Origin of the sequence: Thiobacillus thioparus DSM 505 (genome assembly GCF_000373385.1) — a bacterium.
Classification (GTDB): Bacteria; Pseudomonadota; Gammaproteobacteria; order Burkholderiales; family Thiobacillaceae; genus Thiobacillus; species Thiobacillus thioparus.
This window is the reverse complement of sequence record NZ_KB891316.1, coordinates 756,844-780,831: the sequence shown is the minus strand read 5'-3', so window position 1 is coordinate 780,831 and position 23,988 is coordinate 756,844. Positions and strand designations below refer to the sequence as shown.

Genomic DNA, 23,988 nt, shown 5'->3' with positions numbered 1-23,988 from the left:
TTACGGCAAGCCGACTTGTTCGTAATCCACAAAGGAGTCAACACAATGTCATCGTCAACCAGAGAAGAGGTGCTCCGACATATCGAGACTGTCGGCTACATGCAGCCGGCTCTGCACAAGCAGACGCACGCGCCCTCACCCGACCAGATCGACCACTCGCTGTGGCGCGCCTATACGCGTACCTCGCACGACGTCGGCGGCGAACCGGATGTGCCCATCGTATGGACCGAGAAGGAAGAAGAGGTCTGGGAACTGAATACCTTTGCCACTTGCGAATGCCTGGCATGGCGCGGTGTGTGGACTGCCGAAGAGCGTCGCCGCAAGCAGAACGTGGATGTCGGCCAGACGCAATACCTGGGATTGCCCTACTACGGCCGCTGGCTGCTGACTGCGGCACGCATCCTGGTCGACAAGCAATTCTGCACGCTCACCGAACTTGTCAACAAGATCGATGAAGTGAAAAAACGCGCCAAGTCAGATCAGGGTCTGGGCGAATACCTCCCCGCAAAGACCAAGTAAATTTCAAGAGGTGAAGACGCTATGAGCAATAAGCCTGTTTACGACAGAACCCACCACGCCAAGATGGCCACCGGCATTGGCGATCCACAGTGCTTCAGGGGCAAGGCCGGTCCGGCCAAGTTCAAGGAAGGCGATCGCGTGCGCATCAAGGATCTGCCCGATCTGTTCTATACCCGCACCATGACCTATACGCGCGGCGCGACGGGAACCGTCGTCAAGCTGGTGTATGAGAGCCCGGCAGCCGAAGACGAGGCATTTGGCAATGAGGATCACCCGGAGTGGTTCTACAGCATCGTGTTTGCGCAGAAGGAACTTTGGCCCGAGTACAGCGACAGCTTCGGCAATGACACGCTGGAGACCGAAATCCCGGAACGTTATCTTGAGTCGGCTTGAATCGACTCGCGGACATTATTGACTAGAGGAAATACACATGTCTGATCATCACCACGACCATGACCACGACCACGGCCATAAGCCGGCTCCGATGGTCGATGAAGTCAGCGATTTCGAAATTCTCGAAATGGCTGTCCGTGAACTGGCCATCGAAAAAGGACTCTTTTCCGCTGAAGACCACCGCGTCTGGAAGGAGTACGTGCATACCCTTGGCCCGTTGCCCGCAGCGCGCCTGGTTGCCAAGGCCTGGCTGGATCCCGAGTACAAAAAGCTTTGCATCGAAGATGGCGTCGAGGCCAGCAAGGCCGTAGGCGTGAACTGGGTGACCAGTCCCCCGACCCAGTTCGGCACCCCCAGCGACTACTGCAACCTGCGCGTCCTGGCGGATACGCCCACCTTGAAGCATGTCGTGGTATGCACCCTGTGCTCGTGCTATCCGCGTCCGATCCTGGGGCAGTCGCCCGAATGGTATCGCACGCCTAACTATCGTCGGCGCCTGGTGCGCTGGCCGCGTCAGGTGCTCGCCGAGTTCGGTCTGCAACTGCCGCCGGAAGTTCAGGTTCGTGTTGCCGACTCCAACCAGAAGACCCGCTACATCGTCATGCCGACCCGTCCTGAAGGCACGGAAGGCTGGACCGAGGATCAACTGACCGAGATCGTGACGCGCGATTGCCTGATCGGCGTAGCGGTGCCGAAACCCGGCATTACCTCGAACGCCAAGCGTCCGGTGCGTAAGGCGATTCGTCCGGTTCATCACGACCACTGAGCATCAGGCAGTACGTTAGCAAGGAGCGAGTCATGGCCACAGTTGAAAAAAATGTTCCCGGCACTGCCGATCGCTGGAGCGGTACCGATCTGACGCCGATTGGCGTACTTGAGGACGTCCGCGGTCGCGGACGGGTTTGGGAGGACCTGGCGGCACAGTACGGCGTCACGAATCCCGATCCTCCCTGGAAGATCGACCTGGAGGCAACGTGCGACATGCTCGCCGCCGACTCCTGCGTCAAGCCATACGATCAGGTTGAGCCGGGCTCTTGTGCCCTGCCTTCACTCGAGCGGCGCGCCGAAGAGGACGACTTGTCGGAAACGCTCTACGAGGATGTGCCGTTCCCCGAACGACAGCTTCTGGCGCTGGCTCACTCGATGATCAAGCGTGGCCTGATCGACGAGGCGGAACTGGCCCGTCGTCTGGAGGAAGTTGGAAAACGTCTCAACAGCGCCTGATGGGCGGGAGCCCGGCAAGGGCCGGGCAGGCCGCGGGCGAAGCGTCCCGCGAAAGTAACCAGAATCCTGCCGTGAGTCCTTGTGGGCCGGGCGACGGAAATAAACAGAGGAATATGTAGATGGCAATACGTGGAACAGAAATCAAGATCCAGGGCCTGACCCACCGTTACAGTTCGCGGACCGGGGTGACCTTCAATCGGGTTGATCTGGTGTCGCCGCCCGGTGAGGCGCTGGCAATTATCGGCCGTTCGGGTTGCGGCAAATCCACGCTGCTCCATATTCTGGCCGGCATCCTGAAACCCACCGAAGGCAAGGTCCTGCTCAATGGGACGGCGATTACTGCACCGTCGCCCCGCTGGGTCATGATGTTCCAGGCGCCGCACCTGTTTCCCTGGATGACGGTTTCCCAGAACGTCGGCGTCGGCTTGAGCTTCGGGCGTTGGTCCAAGGAAGAAACCGAAGAGCGCGTGACGGAGGCGATCAAGCTGGTCGAGCTGCAGGATTTCGCCGCGGCCAATGTGCAGGATCTCTCGGGCGGCCAGCAACAGCGTGTGGCATTGGCCCGCTCGCTGGTGATGGAGCCGGAACTCCTGCTGCTGGACGAACCGTTCTCCGCGCTTGACGCATTCACGCGTTCATCCCTGCAAAAAGATGTGCGCTCCATCGCCAAGCGCAAGGGCTTCAACATCGTCTTCGTGACGCACGATATCGACGAGGCCGTGATCATGGGCGACCGTGCCGTGATCATGGCGGGCTCGCCCGGAAACATCGTTCACGAACTGGATATCGACCTCCCCGATCCGCGCGATCGTCACGACACGGAGGTTCAGGCTTTGCGTACGCGCCTGATGGCGACGTTCCAGGAAGCGGCGAACTACAAGAAACCGGAGTCGGCCACGCTGGCTGCATGATCTGCGACTTACCCGAATTGCTCAAAATGAAGAGGCAGGATGAGCAAACACCGGTCGGGATACCGACCCTCACCTTAGGAGACCGAGAATGAAGAAATATCTATACGAAGAGCATAGCCAGCCGCGTCCGCTGGTGCACGTTGATGGATGTTCATGCGGTACATGTGGCAAGGCCCGTCCGATCGACCCGCGCATGCAGAAGATGATGCCCGACAATCCGGACATCGGCGACGGCATGGAAGATCCCAATCTGGAACTTGCCTATGACCCGCTGTTCAGTTCCGTCCTCGGCTCGGGCGTCAGCCGGCGCGACATGCTCAAGATGGCCGGTCTCTCCGCCTTGGGTGGCATGGCTGGCATGGGCGGCATGCTGTCTTCATCGGCTTTCGCTGCCGAAAAGAAATTTTCCAAGCCATTCGACCCGGTGGTCAAAATCGGCTATCTCCCGATTACCGATGCGGCGACGCTTCTGGTCGCGCATGAAATGGGCTTCTTCAAGAAGGAGGGCATCCAGTCGGAGCCGCCGACGCTGATTCGCGGCTGGTCGCCGCTGGTCGAAGCCTTCTCTTCCCAGCGTTTCAACCTCACGCACATGCTCATCCCGGTGCCGATCTGGATGCGCTACAACAACAAGTTCCCGGTGAAGATCACGGCCTGGAACCACACCAACGGCTCAGGCATCATCGTCCACAAGAGCAGCGGTATTTCCTCGCCCAAGGACTTCGGCGGCAAGCAGTTCGCCGTGCCGTACTGGTACTCGATCCACAACATCATCTCGCAGAAAATCCTGCGGGAAGCCGGAATTACGCCCGTGGTCCGGCCGCAAAACGCGAAGCTCGCACCCAACGAGTGCAACTTCCTCGTGCTGAACCCGCCCGACATGCCGCCCGCGCTTGCAGCGAGACAGATCGACGGCTATTGCGTCGCCGAACCGTTCAATGCGCTCGGGGAGCTCAAGGCGGGTGGCCAGATGCTGCGCTTCACCGGCGACGTGTGGAAGGGCCATCCTTGCTGCGTAGTCATCATGCACGAGGACGATGCCATGGATCCTGCCCGTGCGGCCTGGGCGCAAGGTGTCCATAACGCCATTGTCGAAGCGCAGCTCTATATCACCAATAACAAGAAGGCGATGGCGCAGATGCTGTCCAAGGACGGCAAGAAATACATGCCGTTCCCCGCCGAGGTCGTCGAGCGCGCGATGCTGTTCTACAGCCCGGCCGATTATGCGACGCCGCCCGCCATCAAGCATCCGGAATGGGGCCAGAGCCGTATCAATTTCCAGGGCTGGCCGTACCCGAGTGCCACCAAGTACGTTACCGAAGAACTCAAGAAAACACTGGTCGGCGGCGACCTGGGATTCCTGAACGACCTCACCCCCGATTTCGTGGCCAAGGACCTCGTCAATTACACATATATCAAGAAAGCGCTCAATGCCAACCCGGCATGGAAGAAGGATCTGAGCGTGCCGCAAAAAGGCGATCCCTTTGTGCGTACCGAGGTGATTGAACTATGAATTATGCAGTCACATCCGCCGAGGAGGGCGGCTTTTGCCGCCTGATGAAGCATCGGGCGGTGCAGAGTCTTGGCTGGGCCGCGGGCGGCATCGCGATCCTGGCCATCCTCTGGTTGATCGGGGGGTACTTTATCGCCAACAACCCGACGACGAAAACCTTCGTCAAGTTCGGGCTGGTCCCGACACTCGAGGCGTTCCCTGAACTGTGGGGAATGGGCAAGATCCAGAATGCGCTGGCTGCCAGCGGCTTTCGTTTGGGTTCAGGGCTTCTGCTCGCCATTGTTATTGGCGTGCCGATCGGCATCCTCATGGGGCGCATCAAGTGGTTCCGTGACTTCACCAACTCGCCGTTCCAGTTCGTGCGGATGATCAGTCCGCTCTCCTGGATGCCGCTTGCGGTGCTGGTGTTCGCAACGTGGAACGGGTCGATCATCTTCCTGATCGCGATCGCGGCGGTCTGGCCGGTGATGTTTGCCACTGCGGCCGGGCTGGCCAAGGTCGACCCGAACTGGTTCAAGGTGGCGCGCAATCTTGGCGCCAAGCCCTTGCACATCCTGACCAAGGTGATCATGCCGGCGATCACGTTCGACGTGTTGTCGGGCATCCGCCTCGCGCTGGGGGTTGCGTGGATCGTGCTCGTCCCGGCCGAATATCTCGGCGTGACGTCCGGCCTGGGCTACGCCATCGAGGATGCGCGCGAGACGCTTTCGTACAACCACCTTACTGCGATGGTGGTCACGATCGGTATCGTCGGTTATTTCCTCGACAGCATCCTGGTGGCGCTCATCAAACGCTACAGCTGGCATCGGGGAGGCTGATGGGCAAGGAATCCTACGCTTCGGCAGGGCAGTTCCGGGATACGCCGGACTGCCGGCTGATGGCCACGCTCCATCTGGACATACATATGAACGTTGATAAGAAGTTACACGATATGAATGACACGTATTTGATCGAAAGAGTGTCCCACGGCCAGGCGTTTTCCGCGCCGGTTGCATGGGCGGGGGGGAATGAGCAATGAGCAGCCAAACCGCAACAGTGGGCGGCGGCGTAGTCAGTGCAGGCGTCAGTGGAAACTGTCTTTCCCGGGCCATTAAGAATACGGCAGACAAGTCGCTGCATTTCTTCGTGGGTCTGGCTGTACTGTTCGCGCTCTGGGGGATCGGCATCTACTTTGTCGCGCTCAACCCCTCGACGTCGCAGTTTGCCGATTTCGGACCCATCCCGGCCCTCAAGTCGCTGCCCGAGATGTGGGAAAACGGGATCATCCCCAAGGCCTTGTCGAGCACCGGCTACCGGCTGGGTTCGGGATTGGGCCTTGCGATCGTCATCGGTATCCCGCTCGGCATCCTCATGGGCCGCATTCGCTGGTTCCAGCGACTGACCAACGTGCCGTTCCAGTTCCTGCGCATGATCAGCCCGCTGTCCTGGGAACCGATCGCGGTTGTCGTGTTCGCGGGTTGGGAGCAGGCGATCATCTTCCTGATTGCGATCGCTTCCGTCTGGCCGGTTGCGTTTGCCACCGCCTCCGGCCTCGCCAAGGTCGATCCCGCCTGGTTCAAGGTGGCGCGCAACCTCGGTGCGAAGCCGTGGCAAATGGTGACGCGGATCATCATGCCGGCGATCACCTTCGACATCCTGACTGGTATCCGCCTGGCACTGGGCGTCGCCTGGATCGTGATCATCCCGGCGGAGTTTCTCGGGGTGACCTCCGGCTTCGGTTTTGCCATCGAAGATGCGCGCGAAGGCTTGGAATACTCGCATCTCATGGGACTGGTGCTGGTGATCGGCGTCGTCGGTTTCGTGCTGGACAGCGTCTGCGTCCTGCTCATCAAGCGTTTCAGCTGGCATCGCGGTTGATTGGATGAACCGTCGCCAGACATCGGTCCGAACATGAATTCTCACAAAGTAAGGTAGAAGCAAATGTCAAAAATCAACATCATCTGCGTCACAGGTACGCGCGAAAAACTGCAGATGGCAGCAATGATCGCGTCGGTTGCCGCAGCGACGGGAGACGAGGTTTCGGTCTTCCTGTCCATGAATGCCATTCCGTATTTCGTGAAGGGCCACACGGAGGATGCGCCAGTCGAAGGTGAACTTGGCGCGCTGATGGCACAGGAAAAAGGCGTGCCGTCCTTCAAGGTGCTGTTCCAGCAGGCGGTCGAACTGGGCGATGCCAAGTTGCTGCCGTGCTCGATGGCGATGGACATCATGAAAGTCACGCACGATGACTTCGACGCCGAAATCGGACCGGCCACTGGGCTGACACGCTTCCTGAGCGATGCCGAAGGCGGGCAGATGCTGACGTTCTGAGCGGGCGGCGAATTGAACCACATGTTTTCTGGAGAACTGCAATGAGTGATACCAAGATTGTTGACGCACGCGATACCTTCTGCCCCGGGCCGCTGATGGAACTCATCACCCACATGAAGCAGAGCAGCGTGGGAGATACCCTCGAACTGTTGTCGACCGACGAAGGTTCCGGTGCCGATGTGCCGGAGTGGGTCAACAAGGTCGGCCACGAGATCATCAGCAACGAGAAGATCGACGGAGTCTGGCACATCAAGATCCGCAAGGCCAAGTAATACGCTACGGGCTGGGCACGTTGTCGCGCCCAGGTACCAGGACATCCTGGTAATTAATTTTGGATAGGAGAATGCAATGAGAATCTTAGTCGTCGGTGGTGGCACAGGCGGTACCATTGTGGCCAACAACCTGGCACGGCGGCTGTCTGCTGAGATTCGTTCCCGCAGAGTCCGGATTACGATGCTTTCGGCATCCGACAAGCATATGTACCAGCCCGGCCTGCTGTATGTTGCGTTCGGGCAAATGACCCCGGACCAGCTGTATCGCGATCAGGCGAGCCTGCTCGAAGGGGCCATCGATTTTCACGTGGACCCGGTTGAAAAATTCCAACTCGACCAGAACAGGGTCGTCACCAAGAGCGGCAAGGTGCACGAATACGACATCCTCGTGATGGCTACCGGTTCGCGCATCGTTCCCGAGCAGATTCCCGGCCTGGTGGAGGGGGCGGAGACGTTCTACACCGAAGCCACCGCGGTCAAGCTGTTCAAGCGCCTGCGCGAGATCCAGGAGGGCACGGTTGCCGTCGTCGTCGGCGTGCCGCACAAATGCCCGATCGCACCGGTCGAACTCATCTTCGGACTGCACGATTATTTCAAGGCGCGCGGCATCCGCGACAAGATCAAGATCAAGTACCACTATCCGATTGGCCGCATTCACACGATCAAGGAAGTCGCCATCTGGGCCAAGCCGGAATTCGACCGCATGGGTATCGAATACGAGACGCTCTTCAACGTCAGCGAAGTGGACGTGGGAAACAAGGTGGTACGCAGCGAGGAAGGCACCGAAACCCAATACGACCTGCTCATCGCCATCCCGCCGCATCGTGGCATGGAAGTGGTCGAGCAGAACAATCTGGGCGAGGGGGGATGGATTCCGACCGACCGCTTCAAACTCACCATGAATGGCCACGACAACGTCTTCGTGCTGGGCGATACGACCAATCTGCCCGTCAGCAAGACAGGCTCCGCGGCGCATTTCCAGGCAGAGGTGGTTGCCGAAAACATCGCCTCGATGATCAAGATCGGCACGCCGGTCCGCGACTACGACGGCAAGGTCTACTGTTTCATTGAAACAGGCCACGACAGCGCGACCTACGCGATGTTCAACTATCAGAACCCACCCGATCTGAAGCCGCCGTCGAAACCCATGCACTGGTTCAAGATGTCTTACAACCAGATGTACTGGACAAGCGTACGCGGACTGCTCTGAGAAAGCCAAACCATGACAACACAAACTGAAACGTCTATCCCCGCAATGGCTACTGAAGATCTGCAGCGGCTCGTCGAAGTCGCGCAGCTCGTCACCGCAGCCCGGGACGCCATGTCGGACGAAATCGTCACGCGGCTGTCATGGGCGATGAGCGAGGGCTTGACCTTGCTCGACCGTCTGACGCGCAACGAAGGCCTGATGCATCTGCTCAAGGTCCTCGATCGCCAGGACACGCAATATCTTTTGATCGCCTTGTCCGACGCGATACATGAAGCGAGCCAGGAAATCCCGGCGACCGCGCCGGCGACGGGCGGCCTTGGATGCTTGATGCGGGTGGTCCGTGACCCCGGAACGCAGGAAGGCTTGCGCCTCCTGTCGGTGATCGGCAAGCACTTGAGCCACAGCATGCGCGAGCAGCACCGGCACGGCTAGACGCGCCCAGTCCAGGGGGCCAGGCGCAAGGCCTGGCACGCGGGACCCAGGATCCCCTTCCCTGGACGTGCGTTTGATATGGAGTGACGCTTGCCGCACCTGCGCGGCAAGAACATCGATCAGGATATTTCGCCTTCCGGCATGACCCTGGGCCTTGGGCTTCTATAAAGCGCTGTGTCATACAATCGCGGCGTCAGGGATTTGCTGTCATTTCGCCGAGGTCAACCCTCAAAAAACTCAAACCAGCGGTCAACTCCAATGGCGCGTCCGTTTGGCAATGGAATGTTGTTTGGGATTGGGCTGGCTGCATTAGACTTTTTTAGTTACCCGGATGGCCACACCGACCGTACTATCCTCGGCCGGAGCGGCTCTCAGGGCAGTTCGACGTATAGGTATGCTACCGATCCAAAGCGGCCAAATAAGGAACCGAAGCTGGTCCTTTTAATCTTCAGCCGCCCTTACCGCCAAGCTTTACCTCAGCGCGCCGCAGCATTTCTTGTATTTCTTTCCACTGCCACATTGACAAGGCTCATTACGACCCTGCTTCTGCGCTGAGGCCGAAGGTTGAACTTGGTTCTGGGCCTGTTCATAAGTTGTGATCTGCTGAACAATCTGAGTTACGTTGACGATAGTTTGCGACGGCGGTTTGTCGCCCGACTGCGTGTAGAGCGCTACTGCAGCAATAATCACCCCAAGGAATCCGTATAGCTCGTTCTTATTTGTGGGTAAAAGCTTAGCGAGAGAAGACAGGGATGGAAGTTCCTTCTCAATGCGCGCAGCTACTTGCTCCTTATTTTCGCCCTTGTCGCGGGCCTCTCGAATGATGCGAGCAAGGCCATGTAGTTCAGAGACCGTCCGCTCCGGCGCTGACAGTATTTCGATTGTGTTTCCGATGAAATTGAAAACACCATCCGGCACATGTCCCATGCCTCCGCACCGTGGGCACGGTCCTGACCTGTTTCCGGTAAATGTAACGTTCGTCGCGTTCTCGACAAAGAAGCCGGAGTTGAACGCAGTTCCACAGGTATCGCAGAAGGCAGGTACAGAAGGCATATCAGTCGCTTTCTAGTGACGCCCAACAGTTTACGGAGAGGCCCATAGGTCCGGACGTTTGTGAATAAAGTGGCAGGAATTTTCTAGGTCTATTGTCTTAATTTGGCGATGGATGTTTTCCAGCTGTTACTTAATTACGTAATGCAAAAGGAGGCAGAAGCCGGCGGATTATGCGCCTAATTTTTTACCTCAACTATCAGGGCGAACCTCATGGGAAACGGCCTCTTCTAAGCCTATTGGGGCCACGGTCACAGGCTGCTCTTGGTCATGAAACAGACGAGGGGTGGAATATTAGTACTGGCCGCAAAGGCCGATCAGGCGCCGCCCAGCCAAGCATGCCGCGCATTCTCACCTGTATGCACCGGGCTGGTCTGCACCCCCCGCGTCAGGGTGCCGGAACGGCAGGTGCAGGGTTCGCGGGCGGCGTGACCGGAACCGGCAGCACCACGTTGGGTTCGAGATCCTCGGGGAAACCGCCCTGGTTGACCGGCTGCTTGACCGTCGGGTCGGCCTGGCTGGTGGAGCCGTCGGGTTTTTCCTTCATCGGTGCGTGCGGGGCGACAGGAACGGGAGCAGGAGGCGGCGCCACCGTCGGTCCGGGCGTGGGTTGCACGGACGCAGACGGCGGGGCGGGCGGCTCCGGATACAGGTGGGGCTGCAGTTGCGGCAGCAGGGTTTTCAGCATCTGCGCGGTGAGCGAACTGGTGAAACCGAATCGTCCGGCCTGCTCGCCTTCCACGACGGCGGTCAACGTGCCGAAGTAGCGGTCGCCCATGTAGAACACGAACGTGGCGGAGCGGCTGACGACGCGCGAATCGATGAGCTGGCCGCCTTTGCCATAGGTCTCGAAACGGTGGTCGCCGGTGCCGGTCTTGCCGCCCATAGTGATGGGCTGGCCGGCCGGGTCCTTGAGGGCGCCGGCTAGCCGCCCGGCGGTGCCGCCTTCGACGACCCTGGCCAGCGCACGCCGTACGGTTTGCGCCACTTCGGCCGGCAGCAGGCGTTCGCCCGGGGCCGGCTTGCGTGACAGGCGGGTGTCGTAGGGCGTATGGGCCGCGAAATGCATGCCGGTGAGGCTCGTCGTCTGTGCACGTACACCGTCGTTGACCAGGATGCCCATCAGTTCGGCCAACGCGGCCGGCCGGTCGCCTGAGGCGCCGATGGCGGTGGCGTAAGAGGGCGTGATGTTGTCGAACGGATAGCCCAGGCGTTTCCAGTCGCGCAGCAGGCCGTCGAAGGCCTCGACCTCAAGCAGCGACTGGATGCGGATATCCTGCGCATTCTTGCGACTGGTCTTGAACAGCCAGTTGTAGACCTCGCGGCGGGCGTCGGCGCCCTGGTCGTCGAGGGTTTTGAGACTGGTCCCGGGCGCGGCGCGCAGAGCTTTCACCACCCACAACTCCAGCGGATGGATCTGCGTGACGTAGCCACGGTCGGCCAAGTTGTAGGCGTCGGGCGCGTGGGTCTGGTAGAGCGATTTGAGTGTCTTCGGGCTCAGGCTGGCACTGGCGGGCACGTTGGCGTGCAAGGCGGCGACATAGGCTTCGAATCCGGCCTGCGGTTCGAGATAACGGTACGCCGAGGTGAAGCGTCGCGGGGTTGCGCGGACGCGCGCATAGACATCCTCCGCCATTTGTACAGGCGTCTGGCTCTTGTGGTTTTGGTAAAAGCGGCGGATGAACAGACGGCCTTCCTGGTCGACGAAGCGCATCAGGTAGGTCTGGCGCATCGGGTTGCTGGCGTCGTCGAGTATGCGGGCGGCTGCGCCCGGCGAAGCGCTGGCGTAATGCCGCACGATGTCGCGCATGATGCGGATGTAGACGAGGTTGACCGAGTTCTTCGTGGCCTCCCACACGTCCATCACGCGGCTATTGTCCTTGGCGTCGAAGTTGACGAAATCGTGCAGGCCGCCGCCGGTGAAGAACATTTCCCGCGCCGCCGAATACTGGCGACCCATCGCGGCATCGAGCAGGGCGTCCCGTTTGATGTCCGGCTGGCTCAGCAGGGTAGCGGCTACCCATTGCGCCAGCACGTCGCGTTGCGGCTGCGCTTTTTGCTTGAGTGTCTTGGCGTCGAGCGTGCGGTAGGTGTCGTACGTTTGCGAAATGATCTGCAGGTAGGTGACCAGGGTACGCAGCTTGGCGGTGGAGCCGAGATCCAGCCGCGCCTGGCTGTTGATGTCGAAGGGCTGGTTGAGGTTGTCGGCCTGAACGCGCAGCACATTGCCCAATGGCGTTTTTTCATACAGCGTGAAGCTGTAGATCACCTGGTCGAATGCGTTGTCGGGTTTCAGCAATCGAAATCCGATCAGGCCCGAAGCTGCGGCGGCTTCCGGATGAACCAGGTTTTGCAGATAGCGGCTGACGATTTTTTGTGCCGGCTGGTTGATGGTGGTGTCGACCTGCAGATCCAGCCGGTCGAGGTCGTACAGGCGAGGCTCGCCCAGCATCTGCGCGACACGGATGCGTTGGGCGTTGGTGGCTTTCTGGTCGACGAAGCGAGGCGCCGGCGGGTCGACGCGCTCCTGCGTGCTGCGCAGCTTGACCCGTTTGGCGCGATCGGCGAGTTCACGCGAAATCACGTGGGCGTTGGCCAGCAGGTCGAGATGGTCGTCGGTCAGGGCGTCGAGTGCCTTGCGGTTGGCGGCCAGATAATAGGACGGGCGGCGCTCGGCGATGATCAGCGACAGCACATGCTTCAGCGCGCTTGCATAGGCGGTTTCGCCGATGCGTGTCTTTTTCTCCAGGATCGCGTTGATCTCGCCGAAATCCAGCCCGTACCAGGCCCACAGTCCGTCGGCGATGCCGTTGACCTCGCCGAAGCGCGGCGCGGCCGCGAGCGGTACGGTATTCAGGTAAGCCATCACCGTCTTCTTGCGCATCGGCAGCGTATTGGGTCCGTCGAGATAGGCACGCAGGCTGGCCGTGGCCATCTGGCGCAGCTTCTCGCTCATGTCGCTGGTCAGCCCCTCGGGGGAATGGCGGTACTTCTCGATCTGCGTCGGCAGAGTGCTGCCGCCAGGCACGTTGCGGTGGGTGTCGATGAGACTGATGCCTTTTTCCATCAGCGCCTGGGCGAGACGATCCCATTCCACGGCCGGATTGCGGGTGGGAAACTGCTCGGTCAGCAGTTCGCGGTTTTCGATGTAGAGCAGCGAATCGACCAGGACCCTGGGGATGTCTTCGAAGCGGTGGTACACCCGGGTCGGATGCAGCGCCTGATACAACTGCTTGCCGTCGCTGTCGAGCAGGGTGAGGCCGGCCTGGTCTTTTTCGTGATAGGGCAGGAACAGGCCGAGGTCGCTGGCGCGCGCCATCTGGATGCTGATCCGGGCCTGCTGGTCGATTTTCCAGCCGGCCTTGTCCAGTTGCACCAGGTAATGCGGCAGCTTGCTATAGCCGAGCCGCACGTCGTACTGGCCCTGGCCCGGGTAACGGATGCGGTCGGATGGCCCGGGGCGGATTTGCCAGGTCATCTTTTGCGCCGCCTGCGCGATGTATTTTGCTTCCAGCGCCGACGACAGCAATTCGTAGGCGATGAGGCCAACCAGGCCGAGGAGCAGCAACAGGGCGCCGAGGCCGATCAGGATGCGACGCGGGATTTTATGCATGCCAGTCGCGCGCGGTCAGGAAATCGGCATACAGCGAGGCCTCCGGGGTGCCCGGCTCGGGGTGCCAGTCGTAGCGCCATTTCACGATGGGCGGCAGCGACATCAGGATGGATTCGGTGCGGCCGCCCGACTGCAGGCCGAACAGGGTGCCGCGGTCGTACACCAGGTTGAACTCGACGTAGCGTCCGCGCCGGTAAGCCTGGAAGTCGCGCTCGCGCTCGCCGTAGGCAAGTTCCTTGCGGCGTTCGAGGATGGGCAGATAGGCGGCGAGAAAGGCGTTGCCCACGCTCTTCGTCATCGCAAACGCATGGTCGAAGCTGCCTTCGGAAAAGTCGTCATAGAACACGCCGCCGATGCCGCGCGGCTCGTTGCGATGCTTGAGGAAGAAGTAGCGGTCGCACCAGTCCTTGAAGCGCGGGTGCAGGTCGGCACCGAACGGGTCGAGCGCCTGCTTGCACGTGACATGAAAATGCCGCGCGTCCTCCGCGAAGCCATAATAGGGCGTGAGATCCATGCCGCCGCCGAACCACCACACCGGCGCTTCGTCGTCCTTCAGCGCGACGAAGCAGCGCACGTTCATGTGCACCGTCGGCGCATAGGGATTGCGCGGGTGCAGCACCAGCGACGCGCCCATTGCTTCCCAGCGGCGGCCGGCGAGTTCCGGGCGATGCGCGCTGGCCGAGGGCGGCAACTGGCTGCCGAGCACATGCGAGAAATTCACCCCGCCGCGTTCGAAAACCCGGCCTTCCTCGATCAGCCGCGAGATGCCGCCGCCGCCTTCGGGACGTTCCCAGGCATCGGTACGGAAGGGCAGGCCGTCGGCGGCTTCCAGTGCGGCGACGATGCGCGCCTGCAGGTCGAGCAGATAGGGTTTGACGGCAGCGGTATCGGGGGCGGTGGCAGACATCAGGGGCGAAGTATCGTTCCGGTGGCAAGGTCGATCAAGGTGGAAGGACGGCGGCGGCGGCCGATGCGGCCGGCGATCACGCGTACCCGTGCGCCGAATATTCTGCGGCATTCCGCAGCGGTTTTGGCGGGTTTGCGGCCACTTTTGTTGGCACTGGTGGAAACCAGCGCCATGCCGAGGCTGCGGCACAGACGTATGGCGGCGGGATGGGCGGTCACGCGGATCGCGACCGTGGCGCGGCCGCCGGTCAGTTCGGGCAGGCAGTGCGCGGAGGCGGGAACGACCCAGGTGACAGGACCAGGCCAGACGCGCAGCATCCGTGCCCGGTCGGCTGCATTCAAGGGCTGGATGAAGGGCTGCAGGGGCTTGAGCCGGTCGGCGATCAGCAGCATGCCTTTGGCTGCGTCGCGCCCCTTCAGGCGGAGCAGTCGTTTCAGGGCGTGCGGATTGCGCGGGTCGCAGCCGAGGCCGTAGCAGGATTCGGTCGGGTAGGCGATCAGGCCGCCGCGTCGCACATGCGCGCGTAGCGCGTCGATCTCACCGTTCACTGCTCACCGCTTACCATCTCATTTTTTCCGGTCAAGCGCGCGCCAGCCGATGTCGCGCCGGTATTGCATGCCGTCGAAATGAATGCTGGCGATCGTTTCGTAGACGCGTTTCTGCGCCATGCGCACGCTGTCGCCGAGTACGGTCACGGCCAGTACGCGGCCGCCACTCACCACGGTACGATCGTCTTGCGCGGCGGTGCCGGCATGGAAGATATGCAGGTCGTCGGCAGCGGCGGGCAAGGCACTGATGACGGCACCCTTCTTCGGCGCGTCGGGGTAGCCTTCGGCGGCGAGCACCACGGCGAGCGCGGTGCGACGATCCCATTCGGCTTCGATCTGGTCGAGCTTGCCGTTGACGGCGGCTTCCAGCAGGGCGACCAGATCGGACTTCAGCCGCATCATGATGGGTTGGGTTTCCGGGTCGCCCATGCGGCAGTTGAATTCGAGCACCCTGGGTGCGCCGTCGGCGCTGACCATGATGCCGGCATAGAGGAAACCGGTGAACCGGATGCCGTCGGCGGCCATGCCTTCGACGGTGGGGTGGATCACCTCGCGCATGATGCGTGCGTGCAGTTCGGGGGTGACCACCGGCGCCGGCGAATACGCGCCCATGCCGCCGGTATTGGGACCCTGGTCGCCGTCCTGCAGGCGTTTGTGGTCCTGGCTGGACGCCAGCGCCAGTACGTGCTCGCCGTCGACCATGACGATGAAGCTGGCTTCCTCGCCGAGCAGGCATTCCTCGATCACCACGCGGTGGCCGGCCTCGCCCATGCTGTTGCCGGCGAGCATGGCGTCGACCGCGGCGTGCGCCTCCTTGGCTGTCGTCGCGACGACCACGCCCTTGCCGGCGGCGAGTCCGTCGGCCTTCACCACGATGGGCGCGCCGTGCTGGTCGATGTAGGCGTGCGCGGCGGTGGCGTCGGTAAAGGTGCCGAAAGCAGCGGTGGGAATGCCATGGCGTGCCATGAACTGCTTGGCGAAATCCTTGGAGCTTTCGAGCTGAGCGGCGGCCTGCGTGGGGCCGAATATCTTCAGTCCGGCGGCGCGAAAGGCGTCGACCACGCCTGCCGCCAGCGGCGCTTCGGGGCCCACCACGGTGAATGCGATGTCCTCGTCGCGGCGAACAAACTCGACCAGCGAGGGGATTTCCGTCAACGGCACGTTGACGAGCCCATCTTCGGTTGCCGTGCCGCCGTTGCCGGGTGCGACGAACACTTGCGAGACACGCGGGGATTGCGCGAGCTTCCACGCCAGTGCGTGTTCGCGTCCGCCGGAGCCGATGACTAGGATTTTCATTTTGGTGAGCAGTAAGGAGTGAGCGGTGAGCGGTACGGCCAGTGCGCGTTCGGGGTTTCCCGCTTACCGCCCACCGCTTGCCGCTTACCAATAATCAATGTCGGAAATGTCGTGTCCCGGTGAACACCATGGCGATGCCATGCTCGTTCGCGGCGGCGATGACTTCGTCGTCGCGCATCGAGCCGCCGGGCTGGATCACGGCCTTGATGCCGGCGGCACCGGCTTGGTCGATGCCGTCGCGGAAGGGAAAGAAGGCGTCGGACGCCATCACCGAGCCGGGCACCGCGAGGCCGGCGTGCTCGGCCTTGATCGCGGCGATGCGGGCGGAGTTGACGCGGCTCATCTGGCCGGCGCCGACGCCGACAGTCATACGCTCCTTCGCGTACACGATCGCGTTGGACTTGACGAACTTGGCGACGCGCCAGGCGAACAGCAGGTCATCCATTTCCTTGTCAGTGGGCGCGCGTTGGGTGACGACTTTCAGTTCGCCGTGCAGCAGCACGTCGGCATCCTGCACCAGCAGGCCGCCGGCCACGCGCTTCATGTCGAGCTGGGCGACGGCACCGCTCCATTTTCCGCATTCGAGCAGGCGTACGTTCTTCTTTGCGGCGACGGCGGCGGACGCTTCCGGGCTGACTTCGGGGGCGATGATGACTTCGACGAACTGGCGCTCGACGATGGCCTGCGCGGTTTCGCCGTCCAGGCGGCCATTGAAGGCGATGATGCCGCCGAAGGCCGATTCCGGGTCGGTCTGGTAGGCGCGGTTGTAGGCGTCCAGCAGGTTCGCGCCGTAGGCCACGCCGCAGGGGTTGGCGTGCTTGACGATGACGCACGCAGGGGCGGCGTCGAACAGCTTCACGCATTCGAGCGCGGCGTCGGTGTCGGCGATGTTGTTGTACGACAGTTCCTTGCCCTGGATCTGACGGGCCGTGGCGATGGTGCCCGCGGGCGCATGGGTCTCGACGTAGAACGCGCCGGCCTGGTGCGGGTTCTCGCCGTAGCGGCAGGTCTGCGCGCGGGTGAACTGCAGGTTCAGCTTTTCACCGAAAGTCTCGCGTTCGTTGCGGTCGTTGAGCGCGGTCAGATAGTTGCTGATCGCGCCATCGTATTCGGCAGTGTGGCTGAAGGCTTTCTTCGCCAGCGTGAAGCGGGTGGCATCGGTCAGGGCGCCGCCGTTGGCCTGCATTTCCGCGACCAGCGCCGGGTAGTCGGCCGGGTCGGTGACGATGGCGACATGGCGGTAGTTCTTGGCCGACGAACGCACCATCGCCGGGCCGCCGATGTCGATGTTCTCGATGGCGTCGTCCAGCGTGTGCGGCTTCGACACCGTGGCGACGAAGGGATAGAGGTTGACGCACACCAGATCGATGTAGCCCATGTCGTGCGCCTGCATGGTCGCGACGTGTTCCGGCAGGTCGCGCCGCGCAAGGATGCCGCCGTGCACCTTCGGGTGCAGCGTCTTGACCCGGCCGTCGAGCATCTCGGGGAAACCGGTGTACTCGCTGACGTCGATCACCGCGAGGCCGGCGTCGCGTAGCGCCTTGGCGGTGCCGCCGGTGGAGAGCAGTTCGACGCCGGCGTTTGCCAGCGCGCGGGCGAAATCGACGAGGCCGGTTTTATCCGACACGGAAAGAAGCGCACGTTTGATGGTCATGATGGATTCAGTCGGAAAGGCCGTGTTCGCGCATTTTCTTGCGCAGGGTGTTGCGGTTGATGCCGAGCATGTCGGCGGCGCGGGTCTGGTTGCCTTCGGCACGATCGAGGATGTAGGCCAACAGGGGCTTTTCCACCGCGCTCACCACCATGTTGTAGACCTCGCTCGGCGTTTCGCCGTCAAGATCCTTGAAATAGCGGTTAAGCGACCGCCGCATGCACGCGGCGATTTCGTTTTCTTCGATCATGTTGAAGTTCCCTTTTTATGCCGCGAGCCGCGAGGCAGGCGGCATGTTCTGCGCGCTATTGTTGTCGTGGTTGGTTTCGTAGCGCAGACGGCTGTCGGCGCGTGCCGCCTGGGCAAAATAATCGTTTACCACGGTGAGCTGTTCGGCCACCGAGTCGAGCTGGTTCATGGTGTGGCGGAAGGCGCTGCTGCCGACGAGTCCGCGGGTGTACCAGGAAATGTGCTTGCGTGCCACGCGCACGCCAGTGACGTCGCCGTAGAACGCATACAGATCGTGAATGTGTTCGAGCAGCACGGCGTGGATTTCCGAGACTTCCGGCTGCGGCAGGTGCGTGCCGGTAGCCAGGAAATGTTCGATCTCGCGGAAGATCCACGGGCGCCCCTGCGCGGCGCGGCCGATCATCACGGCGTCGGCGTCGGTGTATTCGAGGACGTACTGCGCTTTTTCCGGCGTGGTGATGTCGCCGTTGGCGATGACGGGGATGCGGGCCTCCGCCTTCACTGCGCGGATGGTGTCGTACTCGGCCTCGCCGGTGTAGCCGCAGGCGCGCGTGCGACCGTGCATCGCCAGCGCCTGCACGCCTGCGTTCTCGGCGATCTTCAGGATGTTGAGCGCATTGCGGTGTTCGCGATCCCAGCCGGTGCGGATCTTCAGCGTTACCGGGACTTCGGGAACGGCCTTCACCACCGCGTCGAGGATGTGGCCGACCAGCGACTCGTCCTGCAGCAGCGCCGAGCCCGCCATCACGTTGCACACCTTCTTGGCCGGACAGCCCATGTTGATGTCGATGATCTGCGCGCCGCGGTCGACATTGTGGCGCGCGGCTTCCGCCATCATCTGCGGATCGGCGCCGGCGATCTGCACGCTGATCGGATCGACCTCGCCTTCGTGGTTGGCGCGTCGCGCGGTCTTGGCTGAACCGTACAGCAGCGAGTTCGACGTCACCATCTCGGACACGGCCATGCCCGCGCCCAGCTTCTTGCAAAGCTGGCGGAAAGGCCGATCGGTCACCCCGGCCATGGGGGCGACGATCAGGCGGTTCTTGAGATGGTGGCGACCGATACGCATAAGGAGTGGCATTTTACCCTCCTCGCGGGTCTCGACCAAGCGTGAAAATTTCCGCTTTTGTGGTGGTGCATCGGCGCGTGAGCGGCTACCATCAACGCGGCTGTACAGGGTCAACAATCAGGAGGGTAAGCATGAGTTTCGTCACTGAATTCAAGGAGTTCGCGGTCAAGGGCAATGCCATGGATCTGGCGGTGGGCGTGATTATCGGCGCGGCGTTCGGCAAGATCGTCGACTCGATCGTCAACGATCTGATCATGCCGATCGTGGGCGCGATATTTGGCGGCTTCGATTTTTCCAACCTGTTCCTGCCGTTGAAGACCGTGCCGGAAGGCGTGGCGATGACGCTGGTGGAAGTGAAGAAAGCCGGGGTACCGGTATTCGCCTACGGTAGCTTTCTGACCATCCTGCTGAATTTCATCATCCTGGCCTTCATCGTCTTCATCCTCGTCAAGCAGATCAACCGGCTGAAGAAGGAAACACCGCCTGCACCCGCCGCACCAGCTGCGCCGCCGGAAGACATCGTGCTGCTGCGTGAGATCCGGGACAGCCTCAAAAAATAGGTTTTATCGTTTTTGCGCGAGCCCAATCCGGTCGCCGACTGATGAGTCGGTTAAGGGATTGTCGAGCCGCTGTCTGTCTTGAAGGATCCGATTCGTCCGAGCACGGGGGCGGCTGCGGGTTCGGTTTATAGGGGATGGGATTCACCATGAAACAATCCTGCGTAGTCTGGCTGCTGGCCGGCATGGGGGTGTTGGGCGGCGCGGCCCACGCCGCGGACATGCCCGAGCGCGAACTGGGACTGCTCCTGGGCGGTGGCTGGGCAGACAAGAGTCTGGTCGGAGGCAAGGATGGCGAAGCCAACCCGCTGCTCGGTCTGCGTTATGGCCAGCGGCTCAATGACGACTTCAATCTCTTTGGCGATCTGGTGTACGGGGCGTATGACGGCGATCGCGCCGGAGTGGGTGATGCCGATGTCACCACGCTGAGAGGCGGCCTCGAATGGCTGTTTTCCCGGCAGCAGCGATACAACTGGTTCCTGTCGGGCGGCCTGGGCCTGATGAACGTCAACACCGACGGCAACGTCGACTTCACCCGCCCCATGGCGTCGTTGGGCATTGGCCAGGACTGGGCCGTGGGGGCGAACGATGCGTTCCGCTGGGAGCTGCGTGCCGATCAGTCGTTCGGCAACAGCAGCCTGCCGAATGCCGGGCTGATCAACGTCCAGGCGCTGCTGGGGTATTCCTGGGGCCTGGGCGCGCCGCTCGATTCCGACGGCGACGGCGTGGCCAACCGCCTGGACGCGTGCCCTCATACCCCGAGTGGCGCCAAGGTCGACGTGCGCGGGTGCCCGCTGGACTCCGACAACGACGGCGTGTTCGACGGCCTCGACCGCTGTCCCGATACGCCGGCTGGCGTGAGGGTCGGCGCCGGGGGCTGCCCGCTGGATTCCGATGGCGACGGGATTCCGGATCACCGGGACGCATGCCCGGCGGTGCCCGCACCGGGTACCACCGATGGCTGCCCGCCCCGGGCCGTCGAGCCGGCGCCGGCGCCGGCCGTCGTACCCGCGGCGCCCAGGAAGCTGATGCTGGATGGCGTGAACTTCGACAACGACAGCGCCAGACTGCGTCCCGAATCCATCACGATTCTGGACAATGCTGCCGCCACGCTGAAGGAGTGGGGCGAGGTCAAGGTGGAAGTGGCGGGCTACACCGATGCGGCCAGTTCCATTGCGTACAACCTCATGCTGTCGCAGCGCCGGGCCGAGACCGTACGCGCCTATCTCATCAAGCACGGGATCGCGGCCGAACGCCTGACTGCCCGGGGATATGGCGAAGCCCAGCCGGTGGCCGACAACAAGACCGCTGCGGGCCGTGCGAAGAACCGCCGTGTGGAACTGATCCCGCTGCAGTAAATGGACAGGAGGCAAACGGAACGGGCGCGCTGGCGCCCGTTTTTCGTTTGGATGGGGAGGAGCCGTCGATCGAGGGTGGCCTCATGGATGGCCGGCGGCGAAATAGACCATGAGGCTGGCGATTTCCTTTTAATTAAAGCGCCCGGAGGCCACAAGGAACGAGCCATCCGCGAAAGGCATACGCTTCAATGGGCGCGTTCCCAGTTGGGGCCGACGCCCAGCTTGGCATCGAGTACGACCTTGAGCTGGGCAACGCCGCACATGAGTGCAGGGAGCACTTCGCAGATCGCGTTGCGTTCCGCCTCCGGCACTTCGAGCACCAGTTCATCATGCACTTGCATGAGCAGCTTGGTTTGCATGCCTTGGCTGTCGAGGTGATTCTGCACCGCGATCATCGCCAGCTTGATGAGGTCGGCGGCCGTGCCCTGCATCGGCGCGTTGATGGCGGCGCGTTCGGCGCCCTGACGGCGTGCCGGGTTCTTCGCGTTGATCTCCGGCAGGTACAGCCGGCGTCCGAACACGGTCTCGACGTAGCCCTGGCTGCGCGCGGTTTCGCGCGTGCGCTGCATGTAGTCGGCCACCCCGGGGTAGCGCGCGAAGTAGCGGTCGATGTAGGTCTGGGCGGCAGCACGCTCGAGGTTGAGCTGGCTGGCCAGCCCGAATGCCGACATGCCGTAGATGAGCCCGAAGTTGATGACCTTGGCCATGCGCCGCTGGTCGGCGCTGACGTCGTCGAGCGGCACGCCGAACACTTCGGCGGCGGTGGCGGTGTGGATGTCGCGGTCCTCGGCGAAAGCCTTCAGCAGGCCGGCGTCGTCGGAGAGGTGCGCCATGATGCGCAACTCGATCTGCGAATAGTCGGCCGACACCAGTACGTGCCCTGGCGGCGCGATGAAGGCCTCGCGGATGCGGCGGCCCTCGGCGGTGCGCGCGGGAATGTTCTGCAGGTTGGGGTCGGAACTCGCCAGCCGGCCGGTCACGGCGGTGGCCTGGGAATAGCTGGTATGCACGCGCCCCGTCCGCGGATCGATCATCTGCGGCAGCTTGTCGGTGTAGGTCGACTTCAGCTTGGCCATGCCGCGATAGTCGAGGATCGCTCGCGCGATGGGATGGTCCAGCGCCAGTTGTTCCAGCGTTTCCTCGTCGGTGGACGGCGCGCCGCTCGGCGTTTTCTTGACGACCGGCAGGCCTTTTTGCGTGAACAGGATGTCGCCGATCTGTTTGGGCGAACCGAGGTTGAACGGCTGGCCGGCCTCCTGGTAGGCGCGCTGCTCCAGCTCCAGCATCTTGCGGCCGAGTTCGCCGCTCTGGGCGGCGAGCAGGGTACGGTCGATCAGCACGCCGGTGCGCTCCATGCGGAACAGGATTTCCGCCACCGGCAGTTCGATGTGGCGGTAGACGAAGCCCAGCTTGTCGGACGCCTCGATCTGCGGCGTCAGCGCATCGCGCACGCGCAGCGTGACGTCGGCATCCTCCGCGGCGTATTCGCTGGCGCGTTCGATTGCCACTTGTTCGAAACCGATGCGCGCCGCACCCTTGCCGGTGACGTCGTCGTAGCTGATCGTTTCCAGTCCGAGGTGGCGTGAAGCCAGATTGCCGAGCTCGTGCGACTGATGGGCTTCGATCACGTAGGACTGCAGCAGCGTGTCGTCGATCACGCCGCCGAGCGCGATGCCGTAGTTGGCAAACACGTGGCGGTCGTACTTGAGGTGCTGGCCGATGATTTTCGGTTCGCGATTTTCCAGCAAGGGTTTCAGCTTGGCCAGGACGGCGTCGCGCTCCAGTTGCGCGGGCGCGCCGGCGTAGTGATGCGCCAGCGGCAGGTAGGCTGCTTCGCCATGCGCCGTGGCGAACGAGATGCCGACCAGTTCGGCCTGCATGGCATCGAGGCTGGTGGTCTCGGTGTCGAGCGCAAACGTCGGTGCCGAACTCAGCTTGGCGATCCAGGCGTCGAGCTGAGCCTCGGTAAGGAGAGTTTCGTAGTGGGCGCGATGCTTGCCGCTGCTGTCCTGTTCGGGGATGTCGGGATTCGCCGTCGCAGCGGCATCGAGTTCGCGCAGCCAGGTGCGGAATTCGTAGCGCTCGAACAGCGGCCGCAGCGCGCCGGTGTCGCGCGGCTTCAGGACGAGATCGTCAAAATCGAAGGGCAGGTCGACGTCGGTCTTGATGGTGATCAGCACGCGTGCCTGTGGCAGCCAGTCGCGGGCGGCACGCAGGTTGTCGCCGACCACGCCCTTGATCTCGTCGGCGTGCGCCATCAGGTTGTCGAGCGTGCCGAATTCGGTCAGCCATTTCACCGCGGTTTTCGGCCCGCATTTGGCGACGCCGGGGACGTTGTCGACCGCGTCGCCGACCAGCGTGAGGTAATCGATGATGCGCTCGGGCGGCACGCCGAATTTGGCGGCGACACCGGCCTCGTCGAGCGTCTCCGCACTCATGGTGTTGACCAGCGTCACATGGTCGTCGACCAGCTGGGCCATGTCCTTGTCGCCGGTGGAGACGATGCTGCGGATGCCTTTCCCGGTCGCGTGCTGCACCAGCGTGCCGATCACGTCGTCGGCCTCGACGCCGTCGATGACGACGAGCGGCCAGCCTTCGGCGCGGATCGCTTCGTGCAGGGGCTCGATCTGGCTGCGCAGGTCGTCCGGCATGGGTGGGCGATGCTCCTTGTAGGCCGGATAGAGATCATCGCGGAAGGTCTTGCCCTTCGCGTCGAACACGCAGGCGATATAATCGGCCGCATGGTCCTTCCGCAGCTTGTGCAGCATGGAGAGCACACCCTTGATCGCATTGGTCGGCTCGCCTGCCGAGTTGCGCAGGTCGGGCAGCGCATGAAACGCGCGATACAGGTAGGATGAGCCGTCCACCAACAGCAGGATTTTTCTTGGCTGACTTACATTAGAATC

At 62.2% G+C, this 23,988-nt stretch carries 24 protein-coding genes; 15 read left to right on the top strand and 9 right to left on the bottom strand.

What is annotated here, in order from left to right; translation table 11 throughout:
* The first annotated feature begins 45 nt into the window (after window positions 1–45).
* The 13 genes from B058_RS18460 to B058_RS0103950 all read left to right on the top strand — a co-directional run bounded on the left by B058_RS18460 (window position 46) and on the right by B058_RS0103950 (window position 8,784).
* Window positions 46–519 carry an SH3-like domain-containing protein gene (locus B058_RS18460; protein ID WP_211208606.1) on the top strand — a complete coding sequence of 158 codons (474 nt, stop codon included), beginning with the start codon at window positions 46–48 and terminating at the stop codon, window positions 517–519.
* A gap of 21 nt (window positions 520–540) precedes the next feature.
* On the top strand, window positions 541–912 hold the full coding sequence (locus tag B058_RS18455; protein WP_211208604.1) for an SH3-like domain-containing protein: 372 nt from the start codon (window positions 541–543) through the stop codon (window positions 910–912).
* 37 nt (window positions 913–949) lie between these two features.
* Window positions 950–1,678, top strand: a complete 729-nt coding sequence (scnC, locus tag B058_RS0104000; RefSeq protein ID WP_018507189.1) for a thiocyanate hydrolase subunit gamma — start codon at window positions 950–952, stop codon at window positions 1,676–1,678.
* Window positions 1,679–1,710: 32 nt separating this feature from the next.
* On the top strand, window positions 1,711–2,136 hold the full coding sequence (locus tag B058_RS0103995; RefSeq protein ID WP_018507188.1) for a hypothetical protein: 426 nt from the start codon (window positions 1,711–1,713) through the stop codon (window positions 2,134–2,136).
* 119 nt (window positions 2,137–2,255) lie between these two features.
* On the top strand, window positions 2,256–3,047 hold the full coding sequence (locus B058_RS0103990; RefSeq protein WP_018507187.1) for an ABC transporter ATP-binding protein: 792 nt from the start codon (window positions 2,256–2,258) through the stop codon (window positions 3,045–3,047).
* Between the two features lie 88 nt (window positions 3,048–3,135).
* Window positions 3,136–4,560 (top strand): ABC transporter substrate-binding protein, encoded by a 1,425-nt coding sequence (locus B058_RS0103985; RefSeq protein WP_018507186.1) that lies wholly within the window; start codon window positions 3,136–3,138, stop codon window positions 4,558–4,560.
* Window positions 4,557–5,378 (top strand): ABC transporter permease, encoded by an 822-nt coding sequence (locus B058_RS0103980; RefSeq protein WP_018507185.1) that lies wholly within the window; start codon window positions 4,557–4,559, stop codon window positions 5,376–5,378. Before B058_RS0103985 ends, B058_RS0103980 begins: the two co-directional genes overlap by 4 nt.
* A complete protein-coding gene (locus B058_RS0103975; protein WP_018507184.1) occupies window positions 5,378–5,578 on the top strand; it encodes a hypothetical protein in 201 nt (66 codons plus the stop codon). Before B058_RS0103980 ends, B058_RS0103975 begins: the two co-directional genes overlap by 1 nt.
* On the top strand, window positions 5,575–6,417 hold the full coding sequence (locus B058_RS0103970; RefSeq protein ID WP_018507183.1) for an ABC transporter permease: 843 nt from the start codon (window positions 5,575–5,577) through the stop codon (window positions 6,415–6,417). Before B058_RS0103975 ends, B058_RS0103970 begins: the two co-directional genes overlap by 4 nt.
* A gap of 63 nt (window positions 6,418–6,480) precedes the next feature.
* Window positions 6,481–6,870, top strand: a complete 390-nt coding sequence (locus tag B058_RS0103965; protein WP_018507182.1) for a DsrE/DsrF/DrsH-like family protein — start codon at window positions 6,481–6,483, stop codon at window positions 6,868–6,870.
* Between the two features lie 41 nt (window positions 6,871–6,911).
* A complete protein-coding gene (locus B058_RS0103960; protein WP_018507181.1) occupies window positions 6,912–7,142 on the top strand; it encodes a sulfurtransferase TusA family protein in 231 nt (76 codons plus the stop codon).
* A 76-nt stretch (window positions 7,143–7,218) separates the two neighbouring features.
* Complete coding sequence (locus B058_RS0103955) at window positions 7,219–8,352, top strand: NAD(P)/FAD-dependent oxidoreductase (RefSeq protein WP_026240619.1); 1,134 nt, start codon at window positions 7,219–7,221, stop codon at window positions 8,350–8,352.
* Between the two features lie 45 nt (window positions 8,353–8,397).
* Window positions 8,398–8,784: a helical membrane plugin domain-containing protein gene (locus tag B058_RS0103950; RefSeq protein WP_018507179.1), complete on the top strand. Its 387-nt coding sequence runs from the start codon at window positions 8,398–8,400 to the stop codon at window positions 8,782–8,784.
* Window positions 8,785–9,255: 471 nt separating this feature from the next.
* On the opposite strand, the gene B058_RS17660 is transcribed toward B058_RS0103950, so the two are convergent.
* The 8 genes from B058_RS17660 to dusB all read right to left on the bottom strand — a co-directional run bounded on the left by B058_RS17660 (window position 9,256) and on the right by dusB (window position 19,167).
* Window positions 9,256–9,711, bottom strand: coding sequence for an SEC-C metal-binding domain-containing protein (locus B058_RS17660; RefSeq protein WP_018507178.1), 456 nt, complete (start codon window positions 9,709–9,711; stop codon window positions 9,256–9,258).
* 511 nt (window positions 9,712–10,222) lie between these two features.
* Window positions 10,223–13,447 carry a transglycosylase domain-containing protein gene (locus B058_RS16390; RefSeq protein ID WP_018507177.1) on the bottom strand — a complete coding sequence of 1,075 codons (3,225 nt, stop codon included), beginning with the start codon at window positions 13,445–13,447 and terminating at the stop codon, window positions 10,223–10,225.
* On the bottom strand, window positions 13,440–14,354 hold the full coding sequence (gene hemF / locus B058_RS0103935; protein ID WP_018507176.1) for an oxygen-dependent coproporphyrinogen oxidase: 915 nt from the start codon (window positions 14,352–14,354) through the stop codon (window positions 13,440–13,442). Before hemF ends, B058_RS16390 begins: the two co-directional genes overlap by 8 nt.
* Window positions 14,354–14,902 (bottom strand): L-threonylcarbamoyladenylate synthase type 1 TsaC, encoded by a 549-nt coding sequence (gene tsaC / locus B058_RS0103930; protein ID WP_018507175.1) that lies wholly within the window; start codon window positions 14,900–14,902, stop codon window positions 14,354–14,356. The genes hemF and tsaC overlap by 1 nt, the downstream gene beginning before the upstream one ends.
* A gap of 18 nt (window positions 14,903–14,920) precedes the next feature.
* Window positions 14,921–16,198, bottom strand: a complete 1,278-nt coding sequence (purD, locus tag B058_RS0103925) for a phosphoribosylamine--glycine ligase (RefSeq protein ID WP_018507174.1) — start codon at window positions 16,196–16,198, stop codon at window positions 14,921–14,923.
* A 94-nt stretch (window positions 16,199–16,292) separates the two neighbouring features.
* A complete protein-coding gene (gene purH, locus B058_RS0103920; RefSeq protein WP_018507173.1) occupies window positions 16,293–17,852 on the bottom strand; it encodes a bifunctional phosphoribosylaminoimidazolecarboxamide formyltransferase/IMP cyclohydrolase in 1,560 nt (519 codons plus the stop codon).
* 7 nt (window positions 17,853–17,859) lie between these two features.
* Window positions 17,860–18,099, bottom strand: a complete 240-nt coding sequence (locus B058_RS0103915; protein WP_018507172.1) for a helix-turn-helix domain-containing protein — start codon at window positions 18,097–18,099, stop codon at window positions 17,860–17,862.
* Window positions 18,100–18,114: 15 nt separating this feature from the next.
* On the bottom strand, window positions 18,115–19,167 hold the full coding sequence (gene dusB, locus B058_RS0103910; protein WP_018507171.1) for a tRNA dihydrouridine synthase DusB: 1,053 nt from the start codon (window positions 19,165–19,167) through the stop codon (window positions 18,115–18,117).
* Window positions 19,168–19,298: 131 nt separating this feature from the next.
* On the opposite strand from dusB, the gene mscL reads away from it, so the two are divergent.
* Complete coding sequence (mscL, locus tag B058_RS0103905) at window positions 19,299–19,727, top strand: large conductance mechanosensitive channel protein MscL (RefSeq protein ID WP_018507170.1); 429 nt, start codon at window positions 19,299–19,301, stop codon at window positions 19,725–19,727.
* A gap of 146 nt (window positions 19,728–19,873) precedes the next feature.
* On the top strand, window positions 19,874–21,082 hold the full coding sequence (locus tag B058_RS18405; RefSeq protein ID WP_157265499.1) for an OmpA family protein: 1,209 nt from the start codon (window positions 19,874–19,876) through the stop codon (window positions 21,080–21,082).
* Window positions 21,083–21,267: 185 nt separating this feature from the next.
* Here B058_RS18405 and polA read toward each other — a convergent pair whose 3' ends face one another.
* Window positions 21,268–23,952, bottom strand: a complete 2,685-nt coding sequence (gene polA, locus B058_RS0103895) for a DNA polymerase I (protein WP_018507168.1) — start codon at window positions 23,950–23,952, stop codon at window positions 21,268–21,270.
* Between the last annotated feature and the right edge of the window lie 36 nt (window positions 23,953–23,988).